We start from the raw sequence: 20,494 nt of genomic DNA on the forward strand, positions 1-20,494 counted from the left end.
TCATGCAAAACTTTTCGTTTAAAAATAAATTAATACTTTTAATAGTCTCGATCATTACCGTCACCATCCTTGTCTCATACCTGAGCGTGAACCACTTTATCAGTGGTTACATTTATCAGTCAGACACCAAAAACATTACCCACAACATCGACTTGGTTGATCACAAGCTCAATAGCGAACTGGGCGCAAAAATTGCCCTCGCGAGCAGCTTGAACTTCAGCATGATGGACATCGTCGATACCAAAGAGAATTCCGGCTTTTTCCGCATCATTAAGATTGTGAGCGGATATGCTTTTGATGACACCGGCTCAATGGATGATGCCAAAGCGCAGAAATATATTGGGCTGGCCGAAACACAAGGCATGGAACCGACCATCAGCCCGGTTGAAATCGAAGACGGGCATCCGATGCTGACGATTTCGGTCAAACGCGTGGATGATTCGGTTAACTTTTTTGTGCTCGATTTGAATGAGCTGACAAGTGTGCTGAAGAACTATTCGCTGGAAGGCAGCTACCTTGAATTGACCTCTAGCAACAACGTCACGATCTTTTCCAATAAAAGCGGCACGAACTTGATCCCGATTTCTCGCGAAGTGAAAGTGGGCGACCAAAACTGGACGCTGACCGGGTATATCGATTTGGATAAGATTCAAAGCAACACCAACCGTTTGAACTGGATGATCACCTTGGCATTGTTGGCGAGCGCTGCGATCATCATTCCGCTCAGTGTGCTGATGCTGCATTTTGCATTTAAACCTCTGTTGCGTCTGAAAGATTTGGTGGCCGGTTTGTCACAAGGCAACGGTGATTTGACGCAGCGCTTGGAGGCCACGTCGAAAGACGAAATTGGCCAGATCTCCGCCTCCATCAACCGCTTTATTGAACAGCTGCAAGGCATGTTCATTCAGGTCTCCAGTTCCTCGTCGCAAATTGATGGTGCGGTGAACCAGCTCAGCAGCCAATCGGCGTCTAACGTTCAGATGTTGCAATCGCACACGGTGGAAACCGAGCAAGTGATTGCTGCGATTGAAGAGATGAGCGCCACCGCGGCATCGATTGCGCAAAGTGCCTCCGATGCGGCCAAACTCACCGAACGTACCAATACGTACGCTGATGAATCGAAACACACCGTCAATGATGCCGTGAGCAGTGTCAGTGAGTTGGAATCGGATGTGGCAGAAATGTCGCACACCATTGGTGCGATGAGCGAAGACACCAAACAGATCAGCACCGTGTTGCAAGTGATTGGCGACATTGCAGAGCAAACGAACTTGCTGGCACTCAACGCAGCCATTGAAGCGGCGCGTGCGGGTGAACAGGGCCGTGGCTTTGCGGTGGTGGCTGATGAAGTTCGCGCCTTGGCTGCGCGTACGCAGCAAAGCACAGCGCAGATCAACGACATGCTGTCGAAACTGCGTCAAACCAGCGACAACGTGGTGACCAAGATGGAATCGACGCGTCGCAGCTGTGAAGCCACATCGAATAGCACGCACAAGGTGATGACGTCACTCAACACGGTGACCACGTCGGTGGTGGAAATCAACGACCTCAACACGCTGATGGCAACGTCTGCGGAGCAGCAAAGCCAAGTGACCGGGGAAATCAGCCGCAATATGGCGGCGATTCAAAACCTGATTGGTCAACTCAATCACAATGCGTCGGATACCGATGTGATCAGCCGTGAATTGGGAGACACGTCGAACGGCCTATCACACGTTGTCGGGCAGTTTAAAGTACATTAAATGTGCTGAGCATTTTTCATCATCCTCAATGACAACGAGCGCCCATGGCGCTCGTTTTTTATCCACGGTTTTTAGCGAACGGTGTGTAGCACGTGATTTTCTTGTCAGGGTTCGAGCGGCATATTGAGCCGAAAATGAGAGTCGGGTTCAATGCGTGCGAGTCTGTTTGATAAGGAAGAGAAATGAAACGTATTGGCATGGTTATGGTGCTCACGACGCTGTGTGGCGCTGCGCAAGCAAAGGTCGAACTCATCAATGAGCCGGTGACGCTCTCGGCGGATTGCTTGGAAGTGTCGACCCAGGGTATCACGATTGGGGCGGGTGAGTGTGACGGCAAAAAGCCCAAGGCTGAGCCACCAGAGCATCGTAGTTTCAAAGGCAAAAACAATCCGGGCAAAGGACACAAGCCAAAGCACAAAGGATGAAAGCGCGGCGGATGGCCGCTCAGAGTTCATCGCGACGCACTGCACTAAATAAAAAAGCACCCTAAGGGTGCTTTTTTCATGTGTGGGTTTACTTATAAACCGCCTTGTTGTTGTGCTTTTTGCACCATGGCAAGACGCTTCGCTTCTTGCTCAGACAGTGGTTTTTTTTCCTTACCCGCTTCTTGTTCCAAACCCTTTGGAACGAAAACATAGTCAATATTTGAGGTCATTGTTAGTTCTCTAAGTAGGAAATCTGAGCAAAAAATAAAGGATGTTAACGATGTTAACATCCTCCTTGATGCTCTATTGTCAGGCGTAGGCTTGGGGGTGATATGGCCCCAAGTTACGTCTTATACGTCGTAAGTTGTCGACGCAGTGTCACCGCCTGTACCGGTCCAGTTGGTGTGGAAGAACTCACCACGTGCACGGTCAGTACGCTCATAGGTGTGCGCGCCGAAGTAGTCACGTTGCGCCTGCAGCAGGTTCGCTGGCAGACGAGCTGTGGTGTAACCATCTAGGAAGGTCAGTGCAGATGTGGTACATGGCATTGGAATACCCGCTTCTAGCGATTTCGCTGCCACTTTACGCCATGCGGCTAGGCTACCTGTCAGGATGCCTTTGAAGTAATCATCAGAGCCTAGGAATGCTAGGTCTGGGTTTGCTTCGTATGCATCACGGATGTTGCCCAGGAATGCAGAACGGATGATACAACCACCGCGCCACATCAGCGCAACGTTACCGTAGTTCAGATCCCAGCCGTTTTCGTTTGACGCTTCACGCATCAGCATAAAGCCTTGTGCGTAAGAGATGATTTTTGAAGCCAGCAGCGCTTGACGCAGTGCATCAACCCACACTTGTTTGTCACCTTCAACTGGTGTGATGGTTTTGCCAAACAGTTTTTCGGCTTCAACACGTTGGTCTTTCAGTGCAGACAAGCAGCGCGCAAATACAGATTCAGAGATCAGCGTGAGTGGAATACCCAGATCCAGTGCGTTGATACCTGTCCATTTACCGGTACCTTTTTGGCCTGCCGTGTCGAGAATTTTCTCAACCAGCGCTTCACCGTCTTCATCTTTGTAGCCAAGGATGTCTGCGGTGATTTCTACCAAGTAGCTGTTCAGTTCGGTGGTGTTCCAGTCTGCAAATACGGCTTGCATCTCTTCTGCAGTCATTCCTAGGCCATCTTTCATGAACTGGTACGCTTCAGTGATCAGCTGCATGTCGCCGTATTCGATACCGTTGTGAACCATTTTCACGAAGTGACCTGCACCGTCGTTACCCACCCAATCACAGCATGGCTCGCCTGAGTCAGTTTTTGCAGAGATTGCTTGGAAAATCGGTTTCACTGCTGGCCATGCTTCTGGTGCGCCACCAGGCATGATCGATGGTCCGAAACGCGCACCTTCTTCACCGCCGGATACGCCAGTACCGATGAAGTGAATGCCTTTTTCGCGCAGCGCAGCAACGCGGCGGTTGGTATCTGGGTAGTTGGTGTTACCACCGTCGATGATGATGTCGCCTTTGTCTAGCAGAGGAACCAGTTGATCGATGAACGCATCAACCACGGCACCAGCACGCACCATTAGCATCACTTTACGTGGTGTTTCAAGTTTGTCGACCAGCTCTTGCAGCGTGTAAGCGCCAACGATGTTGGTGCCTTTGGCAGGGCCTTCCAAGAATTCGTCAACTTTGGCCGCAGTACGGTTGTGCGCAACCACTTTAAAGCCGTGGTCGTTCATGTTCAGGATTAGGTTTTGGCCCATTACTGCCAAGCCAATTACACCGATATCACCTTTCATTTTATTTCTCTCCTTCACGCAATCTTCGTTGCTGCGTCTAAATCTAAATACCACTCCGTTTCACCAGTCGTGGACTGGATTTTTGCTGCCGGGTAAGGCAGATCTTCGGCTGGAGTTGTGTGAATTTCATAAACGATCTCGGCTTTACCAGCGCCAAGAACGAGATAACTGATGCGTTTTGCTGCTTCCAGCACTTTCGCCGTTTTTGACACGCGAAGCTGGCCGGATTCCGGATGCGTTGCAACCAGCGACAGATGTTCATCGTCGTAGTTGGTTTTGCCCGGAAATAGCGAAGCGGTATGGCCATCGGCGCCAACACCCAACAGAATCCAATCAAACACGGGTGTGCCGTTTTCTGATGGAATGATGTCGGCCATTTCTTGCGCGAAGCGCTGCGCTTCAGCTTGTGGCTCGTTTTCACCCAGAATGCGGTGAATGTTGGCTGCAGGCATGTCGATGTGGCTAAACAGCAGCGCGTTGGCTTCACCGTAGTTGCTCTCGGCATCGTCTGGTGCAACGCAGCGTTCATCGCCCCACCAGAAGTGCAGATTGTGCCACTGAATTGTAGTGGCGTACGCGTCAGAAGCCAGCAGTTTGAACAGCATTTTAGGTGTGCTGCCGCCAGACAGTGAGATGTGTACAGGGCGACCGAGCTCGCTGTACGCTTTCATGTCATTCGCTAAGGATTCAACCACCGCATCGGCAGTTGGAAAGATCTTATGATTGATCATAGTTCGCAGTAGTCCGTGTTCGTCAGGTTTTTACATGGGTAACGCCAGTCGCGGCCGTCGTTGGTCAACAGCTCGTCAGACTCTTTTGGCCCCCACGTACCACACGCATAACCATACAGGGATTGCGGGTCTTGTTTGAAGTCCAAAATTGGCTGAACAAACTTCCAACACGCTTCCACCGCATCGGTACGGGCAAACAGAGTCGCATCACCGTTCAGCGCGTCCAGCAGCAAACGCTCGTAAGCGGTCAGCATCGTGGTCTCTTCAAGCGATGTGTAGTGGAAGTTCATCGACACTTCTTTCGCCTTGAAGCCTGCGCCTGGCTCTTTCAAACCAAAGCTCATCAGGATGCCTTCGTCCGGCTGAATACGAATAATCAGTTTGTTTTCCGGTGCGTTTTGACCAAAGACTGGGTGTGGCGTGCGTTTGAAGTGAATGACCACTTCGGTCACGCGTGTTGGCAGGCGTTTACCTGAGCGCACGTAGAATGGCACGCCATTCCAACGCCAGTTGTTGATGAACATTTTCAGCGCCACATACGTTTCGGTACGTGAATCTTCTGCAACACCATGTTCATTTCGGTAACCCGGTAGGAACTGACCGCGCACTTCCGATTCGGTGTACTGGCCCAGCACCAAGTTCTTGCGCAGGTCCTCGTCTGACAAAGGTTGTAGGCTTTGCAGCACTTTGTTGACTTCGTTACGAATCGAGTTGGCGTTGATCGCCGCTGGGGGTTCCATACCGACCATGGCCAAGACTTGCAGCAGGTGGTTTTGGAACATGTCGCGTACGGCGCCTGATCCATCGTAGTAACCGCCACGCTCTTCCACACCAAGGAATTCCGCGCCTGTGATTTCAACGTAGTCGATGAAGTTGCGGTTCCACAGGGGTTCAAACATGCCGTTGGCAAAACGGAACACCAGCAGGTTTTGGACCGTTTCTTTACCCAAGTAGTGGTCGATACGGTAGATCTGGTGCTCTTTGAAATGGTTGTGGATTTCGATATCCAGCTCTTGCGCCGACTTCAGATCGTAACCAAATGGTTTTTCGATGATCAGACGTTTCCAGCCGTTTTTCTCTTCGTTCAATCCGTGAGCGGCAAGACACCCAGGAATCACGCCGTAAAGGCTTGGTGGGGTCGCAAGGTAGAAAAGTGTATTGCGTTCCGTTTGATCGTACTTGTCAGCAAGTTGATCAAGGCGAGTGGTGAGTTTCGCGTAATCATCCACATCGGATGTATTGATTGCTTGATAGTGAAGATGTTCACAGAAGGCTTCAAGAATCTCAGGTTCTGTCTTCTCCAGTTCCTTGAGTGAGCGCTTTAACTTCTCGCGGTATGACTCATCGCTGTATTCAGTTCGGCTTACGCCCAAAATAGCAAAGGATTCTGGCAGTTGTTTGCTCGCATACAAGTGATACAGAGCAGGAATCAACTTGCGGTACGTCAAGTCTCCCGAAGCACCAAAAATCACGATGCTGCTGTTTTCAGGTATTACCATCATCTTTCCCTTAAAAACGAGGTAGTTAGCATGCGCCAACCCTAGCAGCGCAATACACAAATAGAAAGAAGGCCGTGCCTATCATTCATATAGACAAAACCGATAGCGAGATCACAAATACAAGTAGATTTGCGATCTCGCCCGGGTGTCTATTGTCTACGACTATTTGACACACATCAACTATTGATAACGCAATCGATTAAATATTGAGTCGTTTTTTAGGTAAGTGGTTCATTTTAAAGGAAGCGGCCGAATTTGGCCGCTTTGATTGCATATAGAGTGATTACTCTAGTCAGAACTGCGCTTTCATGTAGGCTTTGACGCGCTTGATGTGTTCGGCGATATCGACTTCATTGCGCTGTTCGTCGTCAAGAAAACGTTCGGCATACGCCTGGTGAATGCCTTTTTCGAGGAACAGCACGTAGAGTTTGGGATCAATATGTCCTGAGGTCGCCATGCTGGTCATGATATTGATTGATTCCGACAGGGTTTTGGCTTTTTTGTACGGGCGATCATTGGAGGTGAGCGCTTCAAACACATCAGCAATCGCCATCACGCGCGCTGGAATCGACAGCTCATCTTCATGGAGCCCGCGCGGATAGCCTTTGCCATCCATGCGTTCATGGTGACCACCGGCAATATCCGGCACATTTTTTAGGTGCTCTGGATAGGGCAGGCGTTGCAGCATCACGATGGTCTGCACGATGTGGTCATTGATGATAAAACGCTCTTCTTCAGTCAAGGTGCCACGGCGAATGCTGAGGTTGTACAGTTCACCGCGGTTGTGTTGCAGCGCCCCGGGTTTGAGAATGAATTCTTCCAGCCACGCATCTTGCGGGCGTTTCCCCGCCTCCCAAGGCACGCAATGCACCGCTTTGTCGGCGAGTAAATGTTCCATCACGGGCAACTCGGATTTTTCGTCGCAGCGCTCGCTTTCCAACCAAGAAATACCGAGTTGATCATCCAACGTGCGCTTCCATTGACGCTGGGCAATCTGACTGAGGCGTTCAATGTCTTCATCACTCATGAATTCGCCGCCGATGTTGCAGTTGGCGACAAAGGCAAACTCCTCATCCAAGGTGGCTTGTGTGGCATCCAGTTCGGCCTTCAACGCGTTGGCATCGCCGCCGCTCGCGAGCGCTTGCCAGTAGTCGCTTTCTGCCTGCAATTTGAGTAATTCAAAACGCATGCGAATTTCGTGAATGCGGTCGTAAATGGTTTCCAGTTTGGTGGCCTTGTCGACCACATACTCGGGTGTGGTGACTTTGCCGCAATCGTGCATCCACGCGGCCAACATCAGTTCTTCCCACTGTTCGCTGCTCATCTTGAAATGGGGAAAGTAGTGGTTATCTTTGGCGGCGGCTTCGGTGAGCATTTTCGTCAGCTCTGGCACGCGCTGACAGTGGCCGCCTGTGTATGGCGACTTGGTATCGATGGCCGATGCAATCAGGGCAATAAAGGCATTGAGCATGTCTTTTTGTTGTTGCATCTTGTCGATGTTGTCTTTGGCGATTTCCGCAAAGCTCAGCACCTCACGCAAAAACGCGTGTTTGTCGAGTTGGGCTTTGGTGGTGGTGCGTTCATAACCGAGGTTGAGCACCCCGACCAACTGTTTGGCGCGATTGAGCAGCGGGAATAGGTAAATGTCGCTGTTGTAGAGCTGATCTTTATGTTTGCGCAGAATGTTGTCGTCGCGTGTGAGGTGAACAATTTCGCCTTTGCGTAGCTCTGCCAGCAGCCACGGCGTGTCTTGCACCAAATCATTGAGATCAATTTTGAACGGAATGATGGCGTGATTGGCCACGGTGGCGAATTGCTGTTTCTCGTTGGAGTAGGTGTAGAGCAAAATGGTTTCTGCACGCGTGACCAAATAACTTTGATGCGTGATGGTTTTGGCCAACACATCAAACTGCTGGTTCGACGCCGTATCGCGCAGCAAGCGCAACAAATCGTGCAGCGTGTGTTCCATCAGTTCGATGGATTGGGTTAAGTCGGCAACCTCTTTGATCACGCTTTTGGGGTAGCGCGTCTTTTTAAAGTCAAAACGTGCGATGTTGTCGGTCTGAATCACCAGATTGGTCAATGGGCTGGCCAAACGGGTCGCCACCAACCACACCAACACAAAGCAGATGGCCAGCAACGCAATCGCGACGGCGACTTGTTTGTCGCGCATCGATAGCAACGACGCGAGCAGATCGTTTTGCGGCGTCGCTTCGGCTAACAGCAGATGCACGTGATTGTTGAGCGTGACGGGCGTGAGGGTAATTGACCAATCCTCGCCTTCAAAGTCAGTGGTTTCATACAAGGTTTGGCTGCTGATGCGATTGGCGACTGAGGCAAAGATGCCAGAGGCCAGCTTGGTTTTGGTGTCCGGTGCGTCGTCGGCGACGGCCATCGCCGTGTTATGTTCCGCAAGCAGGCGGAATTGGTGGTCAAACAGCGCCAGTTTGGTGTTGGCCGAGTAACCAATGCGCGCAATTTGGTTGGAGAGAGAATCTAGCGTGAAATCGGCAGCGACCACTTTTTTTCCATCGACCGAGCGGCGCGACAGCGTCACCCCATGAGTTTTGAGGAAGTAGAAGAAGTAAGGTTCGGTGAGGCGAATGGCGCCGTCATTTTGTGCCGATTGATACCAAGGCCGCTGGCGCGGGTCGTACTCATTGTTGCGCATCTGGCGTTGGTCAATCAGCTCAAATTCTGAATTGAGGAAGTAGATGTTGTTGGTGCCATCGACTTTCGTTTGGTTGATAAACAACGAGGCTTCCGGTGGCGCTTCAAAGCGTTCGCGCGCTTCAGGCGTTAATAGTGGACGAATCATGGTGAAATCGCCGTCATCGTTGCCAAAGTACAGTGCAACCAAGTCTTCATTGCGCTCAAACACCAGTTTTAACGAGCCGAGCCAGCGCGCTTCGTCATTGGCGTGACGCTCTTTGTCGATAAAGTCGCTGAACGCCATAAAGTCCAATGTGGCCAGAATGGGGGAAGCGCTTTGGCGAAACGCCGCTTCCAGTTTTCGACTATTTTCGTGGCTGATTTCTTTCGCACTGGTGGTCAATAATTGTTGTGAATGTTGATAGCTGATGGCAATCAGAGCAGCCCCGATCAATGTGACTAATATCAGAAATAAGCTGCTGATTTGAATGCTCAGCGGATAGAGGCGCTTCGTCATAAACCATTCCATAGTTAAACGATGGTATAAGTATTGTTCAACTTAGGTAACTTGCAAAAATATCAGCATATTGCGTGCGTTCAATTTTGAGAAAAACCCATATGGGTTCACAGATATCGGGTGCAGCGAATGAAAACCGCTCGGTTTGTTGTCCGCGTCATCTATAACTTTACCCAAGCGACGATTTTTCAATCCATCACATTCATTCGTCACATCAATCCATTAAACCAATCCATTAAACTATGGGATGTTGAAGAAACGAGAGCGAAGAATCGGGCAGGAAACCCAAGGTGATCGAAACACGGAATCAGTGAGGCAAACGGCATGTTAACGTTGAACTACCAGATTGAAATTCAGTCCGACCCAAACCAAGTGTGGCAGATGTTGACGGAGCTGGAACTCTACACGCAATGGGCGACTGCGTTTTCGCCGCAATCGCGTTTTAGCGGTGAATGGCGTGAAGGCGCTGACATGAAATTTTTTGACCCACAACTCGGCGGTACGCGTGCGGTGCTGGATACGGTTGAACCGGGTCAGTCGTTGGCGTATCACCATGTGGCGATCTTCACGCCAGAGCACGTTCAAGACATTGACAGTGACATGGCGCGCAAATGGATTGGGTCGACGGAGTGTTATCACATCATTCCGCAAGCGGGTAGCGTGCTATTGCGCGTCACGGTCACCACGCATGCAGACTTTGTCAGCATGTTTAATGATGGGTGGGAAAAGGCGCTACCGATGATCAAGCTGCTATGTGAACAACAGACGGAATAAACAACAGATGGAGCGAACAGACGGTTTTGCCAGCAGAATCGCTCAATCCTATTCCTTTGATGAATGTATTACCTAGCGGGCATTGAGGCGTTCGCTCGAATTCTGCGCGTGTGCCTTGGTTTATTGGTAACCACCGGACGTGGCTGATAAACTGCTCTCATTATGGAGTCAGGGAATAGCGAAATGAAATTAGCCGTCGATACACACACTCATACCTATGCCAGTGGTCATGCTTACAGCACGTTAATCGAAAATGCCAAAGCCGCTTCGGAACGCGGATTGGCCATGTTCTGCACCACCGATCACGCCGAATCGATGCCCGGTGCGCCGCACTACTGGTTCTTCTCCAACCAACGCATTCTGCCTCGTTTTCTGGAAGGGGTTGCCATCATCCGTGGTGTGGAATCTAACATCATGAACACCAAAGGCGAGGTCGATCTCCATCCTTCCGTGGATCAAAACCTCGATTGGGTGATCGCCAGTTTTCATGAACCTGTTTTTCGCCCATCAGACAAACGCGATCATACCGAAGCGCTGCTGAACGTGATTCAAAGTGGCCGTGTGGATGCGCTGGGTCACTTAGGCAATCCCCATTTCGACTTTGATTTTGACAGCGTGATTCACTGCGCGGCAGAGCACCATGTTGCCATTGAAATCAACAACAGTACGCTGAAAGGACACAGCCGCGTGGGCAGCGTGGATCGCTGCTACCAAATCGCTGAAGTGGCGAAAGCGGCCGGCGCGTGGATCACCACCGGCAGCGATGCGCATTTCTGCCACGATGTGGGCAACCTGACGTTAGCCAGCGAGCTGCTCGACAAGGTTGGTATCGCCCCCGAGAAAGTGATTACCCATTCCACCAGTCAGTTCCTGCAATTTTTGCAAACGCGCGGCCGTCAACCGATCGACGAGTTCCAAGCGTTGCATGCACAGCGTTAATCGCAAGCCCGGTGATTCATACCCGATGCTTTAGCATTTGAAACAATTTCGCGCTGAACATCACCAGAGGGATGGCGTAGACTGTCCCCAACCCTAAAAAAGGAAGAGAAAAACAATGAAAAAAGCAATGATTTTGGCGGCTGGCTTGCTCATGGCCACACAGGCGTTCGCGGCGGATTCGGATCTCAAGCAGATCATGAAACAGATGAAAACCGCGTTTAAGCATGCCGCTGAAGCGCAAAGCAGTGAAGCGATGCAAGCGCCGATCGCAGAGCTGACGCAATTGGTCGCACAGGCCAAGCAGGGCGAGTATCCACCTGAGAAGCAGGATGTGTATTTGGAAGGTTTCAATAAGCTGAGCGTGACGTTAGATAAGATTGAAAACGAGCTGGATAATGGTGAGTTTGACGCCGCGAAAACCAGCCTGCAAGAGGTGGATGGTTTGCGCGAAGAGTACCACGACAAGCGCAATCCCAGCATCTGGCAACGTCTGTTTGGTTAATGAATATCCTTAGAAATTCGCAGGTTTTGTTAAATTTCTGAGTATTAGCACTGTTATTTTATTGATGAGCCGATATAGTGGCGGACCATTTGATTTGAGAATCGATATGATCCGCCACCGGCCATTTCACCGCATGATGTTACGTGCCAGTATCCTGAGTTGGATATTGGTGACACTCATGCCTGTGATTAATGCGCACGGCAGTCACGCGGGCGTTTGGGCAACCCTCTGTACCATCAACGGTTTTGAACTGGTGAAGGTGGACGATGGCAAGCCGCAAACGCAACACGGTAAACCATGTCCGTTTGCCCATTTCTCGAATTTTCATACTGACAAGCTTCCAACAACACGACCCAACACCACACAGAGCGCTGTCATTTCAGACCGCTACACTTTTTTGGCTCTAAGTGTACGATTTGAACGGCAGGTGCCTCGCGGCCCGCCCCAGTCCGCTGCCTCGTAAAAATCATTGTCATAATACTTATAAATAAATCAGTAAAGTCACACGTATGGCGCCCTTTCAATCTAGTATTGAAGAGGGTGTTTTTGCGTTTATTCAAAAGGAAAACTCATGTTGAGCAACGCTTCAAAGCCTCAACCCGATTCTGCGTCGCGCGGAAAATCGCTCTATTTTCTCACTTGGCGCTGGCACTTTTATGCTGGCCTGTTCGTCGTCCCATTTATGTTGATTCTTTCTCTGACGGGCTTGGTGATGTTGTTTGATGATGAAATCGAACAAGCGCGTTATAGCGAACTGTTGCACGTTATTCCGCAGCATCACAGTGTGGCGGTGTCTCGCCAGTTGATGGCGGTGCAAAACGCATTTCCCGATGCGGTGGTCACCCAGTTCTTGCCGTCGACATCTGCAGACATCGCCAATAAATTCTCCGTGCAAATGGCTGACGGCGTCGAACGATTTGTGACCGTCAATCCATATTCGGGCCATGTACTGGGAACCATCGATCGTTCTGAAAGTTGGTATCAACTGGCGAACTCGATTCACGCCACGTTGCTGATTGGTGATACCGGCGATTACTTGTTAGAAATCGCAGCCAGCCTGGGCATTTTGCTGTTGGTAAGCGGTTTGTACTTGTGGTGGCCACGGGATAACGCGAGCAAGGCCGGGTTTCTGAAAATTCGTTTTGGCAGTGGTACACGCATCGTGATGCGTGACTTCCACGCCAATTTGGGTGGCGTGCTGTCGATTGTGTTGTTGTTCTTCTTGATTTCGGGGCTTTCGTGGACCGGCTTGTGGGGAAAAACGTTGGTGCAGGCATGGAACACGTTTCCAACCTATTACACCTGGGGGCAAAAACCGACCTCAACACTGGTGACACATGCCAGTTTGAATCACGGCTCAGAAGAAGAGATGCCTTGGAACCTGGAACACACGCCGATGCCGCAATCGGCTGAACCGGAAGCGGCGCATGATCACTCCAAAATGGGCATGGAGACGGCGCACATGATGGCTTCGAATGCGGTCAACATCGACACCATCATCACCAAAGCAACAACGTTAGGGTTTGCGCATTACCGCGTTTACTTCCCGAAGAATGAAACCGGCGTGTACACCGTGGCGGCGAACACCATGGCGGGTGATATTACTGACCCGCGTAACGATCGCACGTCGCATTTTGATCAATACTCCGGTGAACTGCTGATGGATGTCACCTGGCAAGATTACACGCCGCTTGCCAAAGCGATGGCGGCGGGAGTGTCACTTCATCAGGGCGATCTCAGTGCATTGAATAAATACCTGAACGTCGCATTTTGTGTCGCGTTTGCGTTGATTGCGCTCAGTGGCATCGTGATGTGGTGGATTCGTCGCCCGGTTGGGAAAGGCAAGCTGGGCGTGCCGCCGCGTTTTGCGCAAGCGGGCATCTGGAAAGTGGGGCTGGTGACACTGGTGGTGATTGGTGTGGCGTTTCCGCTGGCGGGCGCAACGATTGTGACCGTATTGCTATGTGATTGGCTGCTCTTCAGCCGCGTTGAAAAGCTACGCAATGCCCTGCAATAAGCCTTGATGCTGTCATGAAATGAAAAAGCCAGAGTTCATCCTCTGGCTTTTTTGTGTCGTTATGCTTGATACAGTTCGAGCGGCAAGCCGTCCGGGTCTTGAAAAAAGGTGTATGCGCGTGCGGTGTACTCATCAATGCGCACGGGTTCGACATGAATGCCTTGCGCTTCGAGATGCTGTTTAGCCTGCATCACATCGTCTACAGCAAACGCCAGATGGCGCAGGCCTTGTGCTTCTGGGTAACTCGGACGTTGCGGTGAATCCGGAAACGAAAACAACTCAATTTGCGAGCCGTCGGGCAAGGCTAAATCCAATTTGTAGGATTCACGTGCGGCGCGGTAGTGCTCAGCAACAATTTCCAGCCTCAGCACTTCTGTATAGAAAGCTTTTGAGCGAGCATAGTCGGAGCAAATGATGGCGGCGTGGTGAATCCGTTTCAGCATGGATTATCCTTTTTCGTTCAGCTTCGGACTGAGGTGCTTCATCACATAATCGATGAACACACGCAGGCGAGCTGGCATGTATTTGGTTTGTGCGTACTGCATGGCAATCGCGCCATGATAGTTGCTTTTGATGGTCCAATCTTTGAGCAGTTGCACCACTTTGCCTTCTGCCAACGCATCTTGTACCACGAAGTCATGAAAGATGCCGATGCCCAAGCCATTTTTCACCCCATTCAAACGCATTTGTGAATGGTTGACGGCATAACGCCCGCTCACTGGGACGGTGTGAAACTCATCGTCTTTGAGAAAATCCCACAGGTGATCTTTGTCGGTTTCGGCCAAATACAAGCAATCGTGCTCAGTGAGTTGGGTGGGGTGCTTAGGCGTGCCTCGTTCGGCCAGATAATCTGGGCTGGCACACAAAACCAAGTTGGTTTTGCACAGCTCGCGCAAGACCAGATTTTCGTCTGGTTTATCAGTCAGTTTAAACGCCACATCAATGTTGTGTTTGAATAGATCAATTTCGCCATCGGCGGCGCGTAGTTTCAGCTGGATCTGCGGGTATTTTTTCAAAAATGGCACCACAAACGGTTGCAGTACCGAGTTAAGAAATGCTTCTGGCGCCGCGACGGTCAGTGCGCCTGAGGGTTCGGTGTGGTCCGAACTAGACAGCTCCACAGCCTGCTGGGCGGCGTTCACCATCACCAAACACTGGTCGTACACTTTTTGCCCGGCCTGCGTGATGATCAGTTTGCGGGTGGTGCGTTCAAACAGCTTGACGGACAGTGCCAGTTCCAGACGAGTGATCAATTTACTCAGTGCGGAAGGGGTCACCCCAAGCTTGTTGGCAGCCGCGGTAAAACTGCCCTCGTTTACCACCAAAATAAATGTCGCTAAGTCAGGAAGTAGGCCAATGAGTTTGGTATTTAGCATGGTCTTTCTACTTCTTCAATTGCCAAAAAATTCATGGTTCAAATGCTCTCTATTGCTGCCACAGTTTCCTTGTGCAACGGGACAGAGTGGCAAACAGCTAGCCGACGAGTTTATCGGTAATCGTGCGGTTAGTGTGACAAAAGTGCATTATTTTGGCAGATTTATGACCAATGCGTGTCCGAGTATCGTTTTTAATATCTCAATCTGTGCGCTGTGCCAAAGAATTGTATTCATCGAGCCGATAGAACGACCGTTGAGGGCTATCTAATTGATAAGGATAAAATTTATTATGCTCGATTGGTGAATTGAAGTCATAAATATCACCATTAAAAAGCGCGAATTTGCGCGAAAATGTCAACTTTGTACAAACCCATAGGCTCGCGCTGAAAAGTGAGCCTGACGGGTAAAAACAGCAATTTCACGCTCGGGGTAGATCAGGTCAAAATGCCCAGCGATTTGAGTTTTCGATACAGCGTGTTTCGGCTGATACCCAACATTTTTGATGTTCGACTGATGTTGCCTTGGTTGGCTTGATAGGCCTGCAATAATGTGTCGTCGACGGTTGATTTTAGATCGTTCACCCTCGGCGTGTCACCCTTGGGGCTACTCAACGTGAGTGATTTCGTCATATGACCGGGCACATGTTCAAGGCGTAATTGGGGTTCATCGCAAGCGAGCAGCGACGACACTTTCATCACATTATCCAGTTCACGAATGTTTCCCGGCCAAGGGTAGCTGCACAGCAGCGTCATCAGGTGAGGGCAGAGTGCTTGCGCGCCAATGCGATATTTGTGGTGTATCTGCTCAATCAGTGCGGCTTTGTCTTGTCGCTCACGCAGGGGCGGCAGTTGCAGAATCAACCCGTTGAGGCGGTAATACAAATCCTGACGAAAACGACCTTCGGTCATCGCTTGCTCTAGATCTTTGTGGGTTGCAGCGATGATTTGAATGTCCACTGGGTAGCTGTGATTCGATCCCACAGGCACCACGACCTTATCTTGCAGTACATGCAACAGACGCGACTGCGCTTCCAACGGCAGGTCGGCGATTTCATCTAAAAACAGAATGCCCTGATCGGCTTGGCGAATTTTCCCCTGATAGCCTTTGCTGTTGGCGCCGGTAAAGGCGCCCGCGACATAGCCAAACAGTTCCGATTCGATCAAATCTTTGGGCAGTGCGCCGCAATTGACGCTGACTAGATGTTTGCTGTGGCGCGAACTGCGTTTGTGCAATGCTTTCACAAACTCGCCTTTGCCGACCCCAGTTTCACCGAGGATCAGCAATGGAATGTCTTTATCGATCAGTTTATTGGCTTGTTGCCACGCTTGTTCGACGTTGCTGTCACCAAAATGCAGATCGCAGGCGGCAGAATAGGCCTGAGTGCGACGCGGTTTGGTGTTGAGTGCATGCTTTTCAAACACAAACTTGCTGTGCTGGGTATCAAACAGCGTTTCAATGGTATGTCCCACCACCGAGTTTTTCGCTAATAGTTGCGCGGCGATGTGGTTATGGGCCAGCACTTTTCCGCTTTCATCGGCAATGACGATGCCTTGCCAGCCGCTATTAAGCAGAGAACGGTCGTAGGCAAGATCAATGCGCGTTGCGCTTTGCGGAATGTCACACAATAGATGGTTCTCCACTAACTGAACCATATTCTGTACCAGAACTTGCGTGGAGAGATCGTGCTGCTGTTGCTCGCTGGTGATATCGAGAATACCGAGCAATTCACCGTGATGATTGAACAGCGGACACGCCGAACAACTGATGAAATGGTGCTGACGAATGTAGTGCTGGTTGCCGATGATGGTCACGGGGCGCGCTTCGACAATTGCGGTGCCAATCGCATTCGTGCCTTTGATGTTCTCCTGCCAACACGCGCCGGACTCGAGTGAGATTTCAGTGAGCTTTTCATGGAAACGTTGCTGGCCCCAAGTGGCCAGAATCACCCCTTCGCCATCGGTCAGAATTAATCGGCTGTCACTGCGCGCACACATTTGGTTGAACAGCGGCAGGGCGTATTGCTCGACGGCAGACAGCAGCGATGTGGCGCGCCATTGACGTTCTTTCAGCTCATCGTTCGGCAGGCGAATATGCTCCGGCCGAGTTCGCTGTGTCAGCCCTGCTTCGTGGCTGCGATGCCAAGATGTGGTGAGCCAATCTTGGGTAACGGTTTGAATTTGCATAACTGTTCCATGTTGTCACAGTGGCTGTGTGTCATTTTGGGACACTGGAACATCGGGTGGCAGCTCCCGAACTGTAATTCCATTTCAGCACTGATCTTTTAATCATTTTGTTAATCATAGTTTTACATTTTATTAACAACAAGAATTCGCATCTTGGCGTGTGATTTGCGTTACGTACTTCAGAAGGTGCGCCGCTTGTCTGTTTTAAACACTCCCCTAAGGGACGGAATGAAAAGGAAAACGCGACACCCGAACAACAACCTAACGTGAATGAGAAAGTGAGAAGGATCGAACGATGATTTATGCGCAACCAGGAACCAGCAATGCGATTTTCAACTTCAAGAGCCATTACGATAACTACATTGGTGGCCAATGGGTGAAACCGGTCAATGGTGAGTACTTTGATAACGTGTCACCGGTGAACGGGCAGGCCTACTGCCAAGTGGCGCGCTCCAGTGTCGAAGACATTAACTTAGCGCTTGATGCAGCGCACGAAGTGCGCGCGCAGTGGGGCAAAACCAGCGTGGCTGAGCGCGCCAATATTCTGCTCAAAATCGCCGATCGCGTGGAAGCGAATCTCGAGACACTGGCTTTTGTTGAAACGTGGGAAAACGGCAAACCGATTCGTGAGACGCTCGCCGCAGACTTGCCTTTGGTGGTCGATCATTTCCGTTATTTTGCCGGCTGTATTCGCGCTCAAGAAGGCAGTGCGGCAGAAATTGATGCCAACACCGCTGCGTATCACTTCCCAGAGCCGATTGGTGTGGTCGGGCAGATCATTCCATGGAACTTCCCGATGCTGATGGCGGCGTGGAAACTCGCACCGGCGATTGCCGCCGGGTGTTGTGTGGTGCTCAAACCAGCAGAACAAACGCCGACGTCGATTCTGGTGCTGATGGAAACCATTGGTGACCTGCTGCCCCCGGGCGTGGTGAACGTGGTCAACGGTTATGGCGCAGAAGCGGGGCAGGCGCTGGCGACCAGTAATCGCATCGCCAAACTGGCGTTTACCGGTTCAACCGATGTCGGACACCACATTCTGAAATGCGCCGCCGAGAGCTTGATTCCATCGACGGTGGAGCTGGGCGGTAAATCACCGAATATCTACTTCGCCGATGTATTCGATCACGAAGATGCGTATCTGGAAAAATGTCTGGAAGGGACGTTACTGGCCTTCTTCAATCAGGGCGAAGTGTGTACTTGTCCGTCGCGTGTGTTAATCCACGAATCGATTTACGACAAGTTCATCGCCAAGCTGGTGGAGCGCGCGAAAACCATCAAACAAGGAAACCCGTTAGACAGCGATACTCAAGTGGGCGCGCAGGCATCGCAAGAGCAGTTTGATAAGATCCTGAGCTACCTTGAAATTGGCCGTCAGGAAGGGGCGCAAGTCTTGTGTGGCGGTGAAGTTGCGCAGCAACAAGGCGACATCAGCCAGGGGTACTACATTCAGCCAACTATGCTGGCCGGTCACAACAAAATGCGCGTGTTCCAGGAAGAGATCTTTGGCCCGGTGATTGCGATCACCACCTTTAAAGATGAAGCGGAAGCGCTGGCGATTGCCAACGACACGGAATATGGCTTGGGCGCAGGGGTGTGGACACGCGATACCAACCTCGCGTATCGCATGGGACGCAACATCGAAGCGGGCCGCGTGTGGATCAACTGTTACCACGCCTATCCGGCGCATGCGGCGTTCGGCGGCTATAAGAAATCTGGTATCGGTCGTGAAACCCATAAAATGATGCTGGATCACTACCAGAACACCAAAAACCTGTTGGTGAGCTACGATGTGAGTCCACTCGGTTTCTTCTAAATCGCTTAAAAATCAAACCCAAGCGCCTTTGATAAGGCGCTTTTTTTGTCTCTTTTTTCGGCGATAGAGGAATAATAGAATTTATTTGTGATTTCAAATCACCAATGCTTTTCCGCAAAGCAGGATAATCCCTTTTCGGTGCTTGGATTACACTTAGAAGAATTGATTTTTTACAGTGTAAATGGATCGACCTAAAGGATCCGTTCACTGACCCTACGTGCCGCAAGGCAAAGAAAAAACAAGAAGGAAAATGCAATGTCTTCTGCTTTTTACCAACAGATTCGAGATCAGCTTGAGGAAGTGAAAGCTGAGGGTCTTTACAAAGCCGAACGAGTGATCACCTCTCAGCAGCAAGCTGCGGTGCACATCGCGTCTGGCGAAGAAGTCCTGAACTTCTGTGCCAACAACTACCTGGGCCTAGCAAACCACCCATCGCTGATTGAAGCGGCGAAAGCGGGTATGGACTCTCACGGTTTTGGTATGGCGTCCGTGCGTTTCATTTGTGGCACACAAGACACGCACAAAACCCTAGAGCAGAAGCTGTCTGAATTCTTGGGCAAAGAAGACACCATTCTTTACACCTCCTGTTTCGATGCCAATGCTGGCCTGTTCGAAACACTGTTGGACAAGGAAGACGCTATCATTTCTGACGCGTTGAACCATGCGTCGATCATCGACGGTGTTCGCCTGTGTAAAGCGATGCGTTTTCGTTACAGCAACAACAACATGCAAGAGCTGGAAGAGCAGCTGATTGCCGCTGATGCCGCAGGCGCTCGTCACAAGTTGATCGTGACTGACGGCGTATTCTCAATGGATGGCGTGGTCGCAAACCTACCGGCTATCTGTGACCTGGCAGACAAATACAACGCGCTGGTAATGGTTGATGATTCTCACGCGGTTGGCTTTATGGGCGAAAACGGTCGTGGTACGCACGAATACCACAACGTGATTGACCGCATCGACATCATTACCGGGACGCTGGGCAAAGCCATGGGCGGCGCTTCAGGCGGTTACACCTCAGGTAAGAAAGAAGTGATCGATTGGCTGCGTCAGCGTTCTCGTCCATACCTGTTCTCGAACTCTGTGGCGCCGGCGATTGTGTCTGCATCGATTCGCGTGCTGGATCTGCTGCAAGAAAGCGGCGATCTGCGTAAGCACTTGTGGGATAACGCGGCGCACTTCCGCGCGCGCATGACGAATGCGGGCTTTACCATGGCGGGTGCTGACCACGCCATCATCCCAATCATGCTGGGTGATGCGAAAGTCGCTGCGGAATTTGCTGAGCGCGCACTGGCGAAAGGCATCTACGTGATTGGCTTCTCGTTCCCAGTGGTACCAAAAGGTCAGGCTCGTATCCGTACTCAGATGTCTGCAGCGCACTCGCGCGAGCAACTGGATAAAGCGATTGATGCCTTTATCGAAGTCGGTCAAGACATGGGCATCATCTAAGTTTTCACGGCCATTAGTGATAACGAAGAATAGGGAATTTTTTGCCTCGCACTGAGCGGGGCAATATTGGGTG

Annotated in this window: 17 protein-coding genes; 9 read left to right on the forward strand and 8 right to left on the reverse strand. The window is 50.8% G+C overall.

Annotated elements, in window-relative coordinates; genetic code table 11:
- Positions 1–2 precede the first annotated feature (2 nt).
- Together ACF8PK_RS12850 and ACF8PK_RS12855 are read left to right on the forward strand one after the other, a co-directional pair.
- On the forward strand, positions 3–1,742 hold the full coding sequence (locus ACF8PK_RS12850; protein ID WP_392441654.1) for a methyl-accepting chemotaxis protein: 1,740 nt from the start codon (positions 3–5) through the stop codon (positions 1,740–1,742).
- 182 nt (positions 1,743–1,924) lie between these two features.
- Complete coding sequence (locus ACF8PK_RS12855) at positions 1,925–2,167, forward strand: hypothetical protein (RefSeq protein WP_014257573.1); 243 nt, start codon at positions 1,925–1,927, stop codon at positions 2,165–2,167.
- A 92-nt stretch (positions 2,168–2,259) separates the two neighbouring features.
- On the opposite strand, the gene ACF8PK_RS12860 is transcribed toward ACF8PK_RS12855, so the two are convergent.
- The 5 genes from ACF8PK_RS12860 to ACF8PK_RS12880 form a co-directional block, all read right to left on the reverse strand.
- Positions 2,260–2,397 (reverse strand): hypothetical protein, encoded by a 138-nt coding sequence (locus ACF8PK_RS12860; protein ID WP_004727016.1) that lies wholly within the window; start codon positions 2,395–2,397, stop codon positions 2,260–2,262.
- A gap of 120 nt (positions 2,398–2,517) precedes the next feature.
- Positions 2,518–3,966 carry a decarboxylating NADP(+)-dependent phosphogluconate dehydrogenase gene (gene gnd / locus ACF8PK_RS12865; RefSeq protein WP_143679949.1) on the reverse strand — a complete coding sequence of 483 codons (1,449 nt, stop codon included), beginning with the start codon at positions 3,964–3,966 and terminating at the stop codon, positions 2,518–2,520.
- A 14-nt stretch (positions 3,967–3,980) separates the two neighbouring features.
- Positions 3,981–4,697: a 6-phosphogluconolactonase gene (pgl, locus tag ACF8PK_RS12870; protein ID WP_014257571.1), complete on the reverse strand. Its 717-nt coding sequence runs from the start codon at positions 4,695–4,697 to the stop codon at positions 3,981–3,983.
- The gene (gene zwf, locus ACF8PK_RS12875; protein WP_004727013.1) at positions 4,694–6,196 is read right to left on the reverse strand and encodes a glucose-6-phosphate dehydrogenase; all 1,503 of its coding nucleotides are present in this window, start codon (positions 6,194–6,196) and stop codon (positions 4,694–4,696) included. The genes pgl and zwf overlap by 4 nt, the downstream gene beginning before the upstream one ends.
- A 292-nt stretch (positions 6,197–6,488) precedes the next feature.
- Positions 6,489–9,365, reverse strand: a complete 2,877-nt coding sequence (locus tag ACF8PK_RS12880) for an HD domain-containing phosphohydrolase (RefSeq protein ID WP_392441657.1) — start codon at positions 9,363–9,365, stop codon at positions 6,489–6,491.
- A 324-nt stretch (positions 9,366–9,689) separates the two neighbouring features.
- Between ACF8PK_RS12880 and ACF8PK_RS12885 the strand changes: the two genes are divergently transcribed.
- The 5 genes from ACF8PK_RS12885 (at position 9,690) to ACF8PK_RS12905 (ending at position 13,597) form a co-directional block, all read left to right on the forward strand.
- Positions 9,690–10,139 carry an SRPBCC domain-containing protein gene (locus ACF8PK_RS12885; RefSeq protein WP_392441659.1) on the forward strand — a complete coding sequence of 150 codons (450 nt, stop codon included), beginning with the start codon at positions 9,690–9,692 and terminating at the stop codon, positions 10,137–10,139.
- A gap of 183 nt (positions 10,140–10,322) precedes the next feature.
- Entirely contained in the window at positions 10,323–11,078 is a 756-nt protein-coding gene (locus ACF8PK_RS12890) for a phosphatase (protein ID WP_004727009.1), read from the forward strand.
- A 115-nt stretch (positions 11,079–11,193) separates the two neighbouring features.
- On the forward strand, positions 11,194–11,580 hold the full coding sequence (locus tag ACF8PK_RS12895) for a cytochrome b562 (RefSeq protein ID WP_014257568.1): 387 nt from the start codon (positions 11,194–11,196) through the stop codon (positions 11,578–11,580).
- Between the two features lie 106 nt (positions 11,581–11,686).
- Positions 11,687–12,043: a hypothetical protein gene (locus tag ACF8PK_RS12900; RefSeq protein WP_038151647.1), complete on the forward strand. Its 357-nt coding sequence runs from the start codon at positions 11,687–11,689 to the stop codon at positions 12,041–12,043.
- A 108-nt stretch (positions 12,044–12,151) separates the two neighbouring features.
- Entirely contained in the window at positions 12,152–13,597 is a 1,446-nt protein-coding gene (locus ACF8PK_RS12905; RefSeq protein ID WP_392441662.1) for a PepSY-associated TM helix domain-containing protein, read from the forward strand.
- Between the two features lie 59 nt (positions 13,598–13,656).
- Here the strand turns inward: ACF8PK_RS12905 and ACF8PK_RS12910 are convergent, their stop codons facing one another.
- From ACF8PK_RS12910 to ACF8PK_RS12920, 3 genes are all read right to left on the reverse strand, one after another.
- A complete protein-coding gene (locus ACF8PK_RS12910) occupies positions 13,657–14,040 on the reverse strand; it encodes a VOC family protein (RefSeq protein WP_392441664.1) in 384 nt (127 codons plus the stop codon).
- Between the two features lie 3 nt (positions 14,041–14,043).
- Positions 14,044–14,973 (reverse strand): LysR family transcriptional regulator, encoded by a 930-nt coding sequence (locus ACF8PK_RS12915; RefSeq protein ID WP_004727005.1) that lies wholly within the window; start codon positions 14,971–14,973, stop codon positions 14,044–14,046.
- A gap of 434 nt (positions 14,974–15,407) precedes the next feature.
- Positions 15,408–17,156, reverse strand: a complete 1,749-nt coding sequence (locus tag ACF8PK_RS12920) for a sigma-54-dependent Fis family transcriptional regulator (RefSeq protein ID WP_392441666.1) — start codon at positions 17,154–17,156, stop codon at positions 15,408–15,410.
- 295 nt (positions 17,157–17,451) lie between these two features.
- On the opposite strand from ACF8PK_RS12920, the gene ACF8PK_RS12925 reads away from it, so the two are divergent.
- Entirely contained in the window at positions 17,452–18,972 is a 1,521-nt protein-coding gene (locus ACF8PK_RS12925; protein ID WP_392441668.1) for an aldehyde dehydrogenase family protein, read from the forward strand.
- A 255-nt stretch (positions 18,973–19,227) separates the two neighbouring features.
- Positions 19,228–20,421 carry a glycine C-acetyltransferase gene (locus tag ACF8PK_RS12930; RefSeq protein ID WP_014257563.1) on the forward strand — a complete coding sequence of 398 codons (1,194 nt, stop codon included), beginning with the start codon at positions 19,228–19,230 and terminating at the stop codon, positions 20,419–20,421.
- Positions 20,422–20,494: the final 73 nt, after the last annotated feature.

Origin of the sequence: Vibrio sp. CJQ_6 (genome assembly GCF_043106745.1) — a bacterium.
In the GTDB taxonomy this organism is placed as follows: Bacteria; Pseudomonadota; Gammaproteobacteria; order Enterobacterales; family Vibrionaceae; genus Vibrio; species Vibrio furnissii.

What these genes read in the sequence shown, in the direction of transcription:
- ACF8PK_RS12920 (WP_392441666.1), bottom strand. Translation starts at nt 17,156, where the DNA reads ATGCAAATTCAAACCGTTACCCAAGATTGGCTCACCACATCTTGGCAT.
- ACF8PK_RS12850 (WP_392441654.1), top strand. Translation starts at nt 3, where the DNA reads ATGCAAAACTTTTCGTTTAAAAATAAATTAATACTTTTAATAGTCTCG.
- ACF8PK_RS12910 (WP_392441664.1), bottom strand. Translation starts at nt 14,040, where the DNA reads ATGCTGAAACGGATTCACCACGCCGCCATCATTTGCTCCGACTATGCT.
- pgl (WP_014257571.1), bottom strand. Translation starts at nt 4,697, where the DNA reads ATGATCAATCATAAGATCTTTCCAACTGCCGATGCGGTGGTTGAATCC.
- ACF8PK_RS12925 (WP_392441668.1), top strand. Translation starts at nt 17,452, where the DNA reads ATGATTTATGCGCAACCAGGAACCAGCAATGCGATTTTCAACTTCAAG.
- ACF8PK_RS12915 (WP_004727005.1), bottom strand. Translation starts at nt 14,973, where the DNA reads ATGCTAAATACCAAACTCATTGGCCTACTTCCTGACTTAGCGACATTT.
- gnd (WP_143679949.1), bottom strand. Translation starts at nt 3,966, where the DNA reads ATGAAAGGTGATATCGGTGTAATTGGCTTGGCAGTAATGGGCCAAAAC.
- ACF8PK_RS12895 (WP_014257568.1), top strand. Translation starts at nt 11,194, where the DNA reads ATGAAAAAAGCAATGATTTTGGCGGCTGGCTTGCTCATGGCCACACAG.
- ACF8PK_RS12880 (WP_392441657.1), bottom strand. Translation starts at nt 9,365, where the DNA reads ATGACGAAGCGCCTCTATCCGCTGAGCATTCAAATCAGCAGCTTATTT.
- ACF8PK_RS12900 (WP_038151647.1), top strand. Translation starts at nt 11,687, where the DNA reads ATGATCCGCCACCGGCCATTTCACCGCATGATGTTACGTGCCAGTATC.
- ACF8PK_RS12890 (WP_004727009.1), top strand. Translation starts at nt 10,323, where the DNA reads ATGAAATTAGCCGTCGATACACACACTCATACCTATGCCAGTGGTCAT.
- zwf (WP_004727013.1), bottom strand. Translation starts at nt 6,196, where the DNA reads ATGGTAATACCTGAAAACAGCAGCATCGTGATTTTTGGTGCTTCGGGA.
- ACF8PK_RS12855 (WP_014257573.1), top strand. Translation starts at nt 1,925, where the DNA reads ATGAAACGTATTGGCATGGTTATGGTGCTCACGACGCTGTGTGGCGCT.
- ACF8PK_RS12905 (WP_392441662.1), top strand. Translation starts at nt 12,152, where the DNA reads ATGTTGAGCAACGCTTCAAAGCCTCAACCCGATTCTGCGTCGCGCGGA.
- ACF8PK_RS12930 (WP_014257563.1), top strand. Translation starts at nt 19,228, where the DNA reads ATGTCTTCTGCTTTTTACCAACAGATTCGAGATCAGCTTGAGGAAGTG.
- ACF8PK_RS12885 (WP_392441659.1), top strand. Translation starts at nt 9,690, where the DNA reads ATGTTAACGTTGAACTACCAGATTGAAATTCAGTCCGACCCAAACCAA.
- ACF8PK_RS12860 (WP_004727016.1), bottom strand. Translation starts at nt 2,397, where the DNA reads ATGACCTCAAATATTGACTATGTTTTCGTTCCAAAGGGTTTGGAACAA.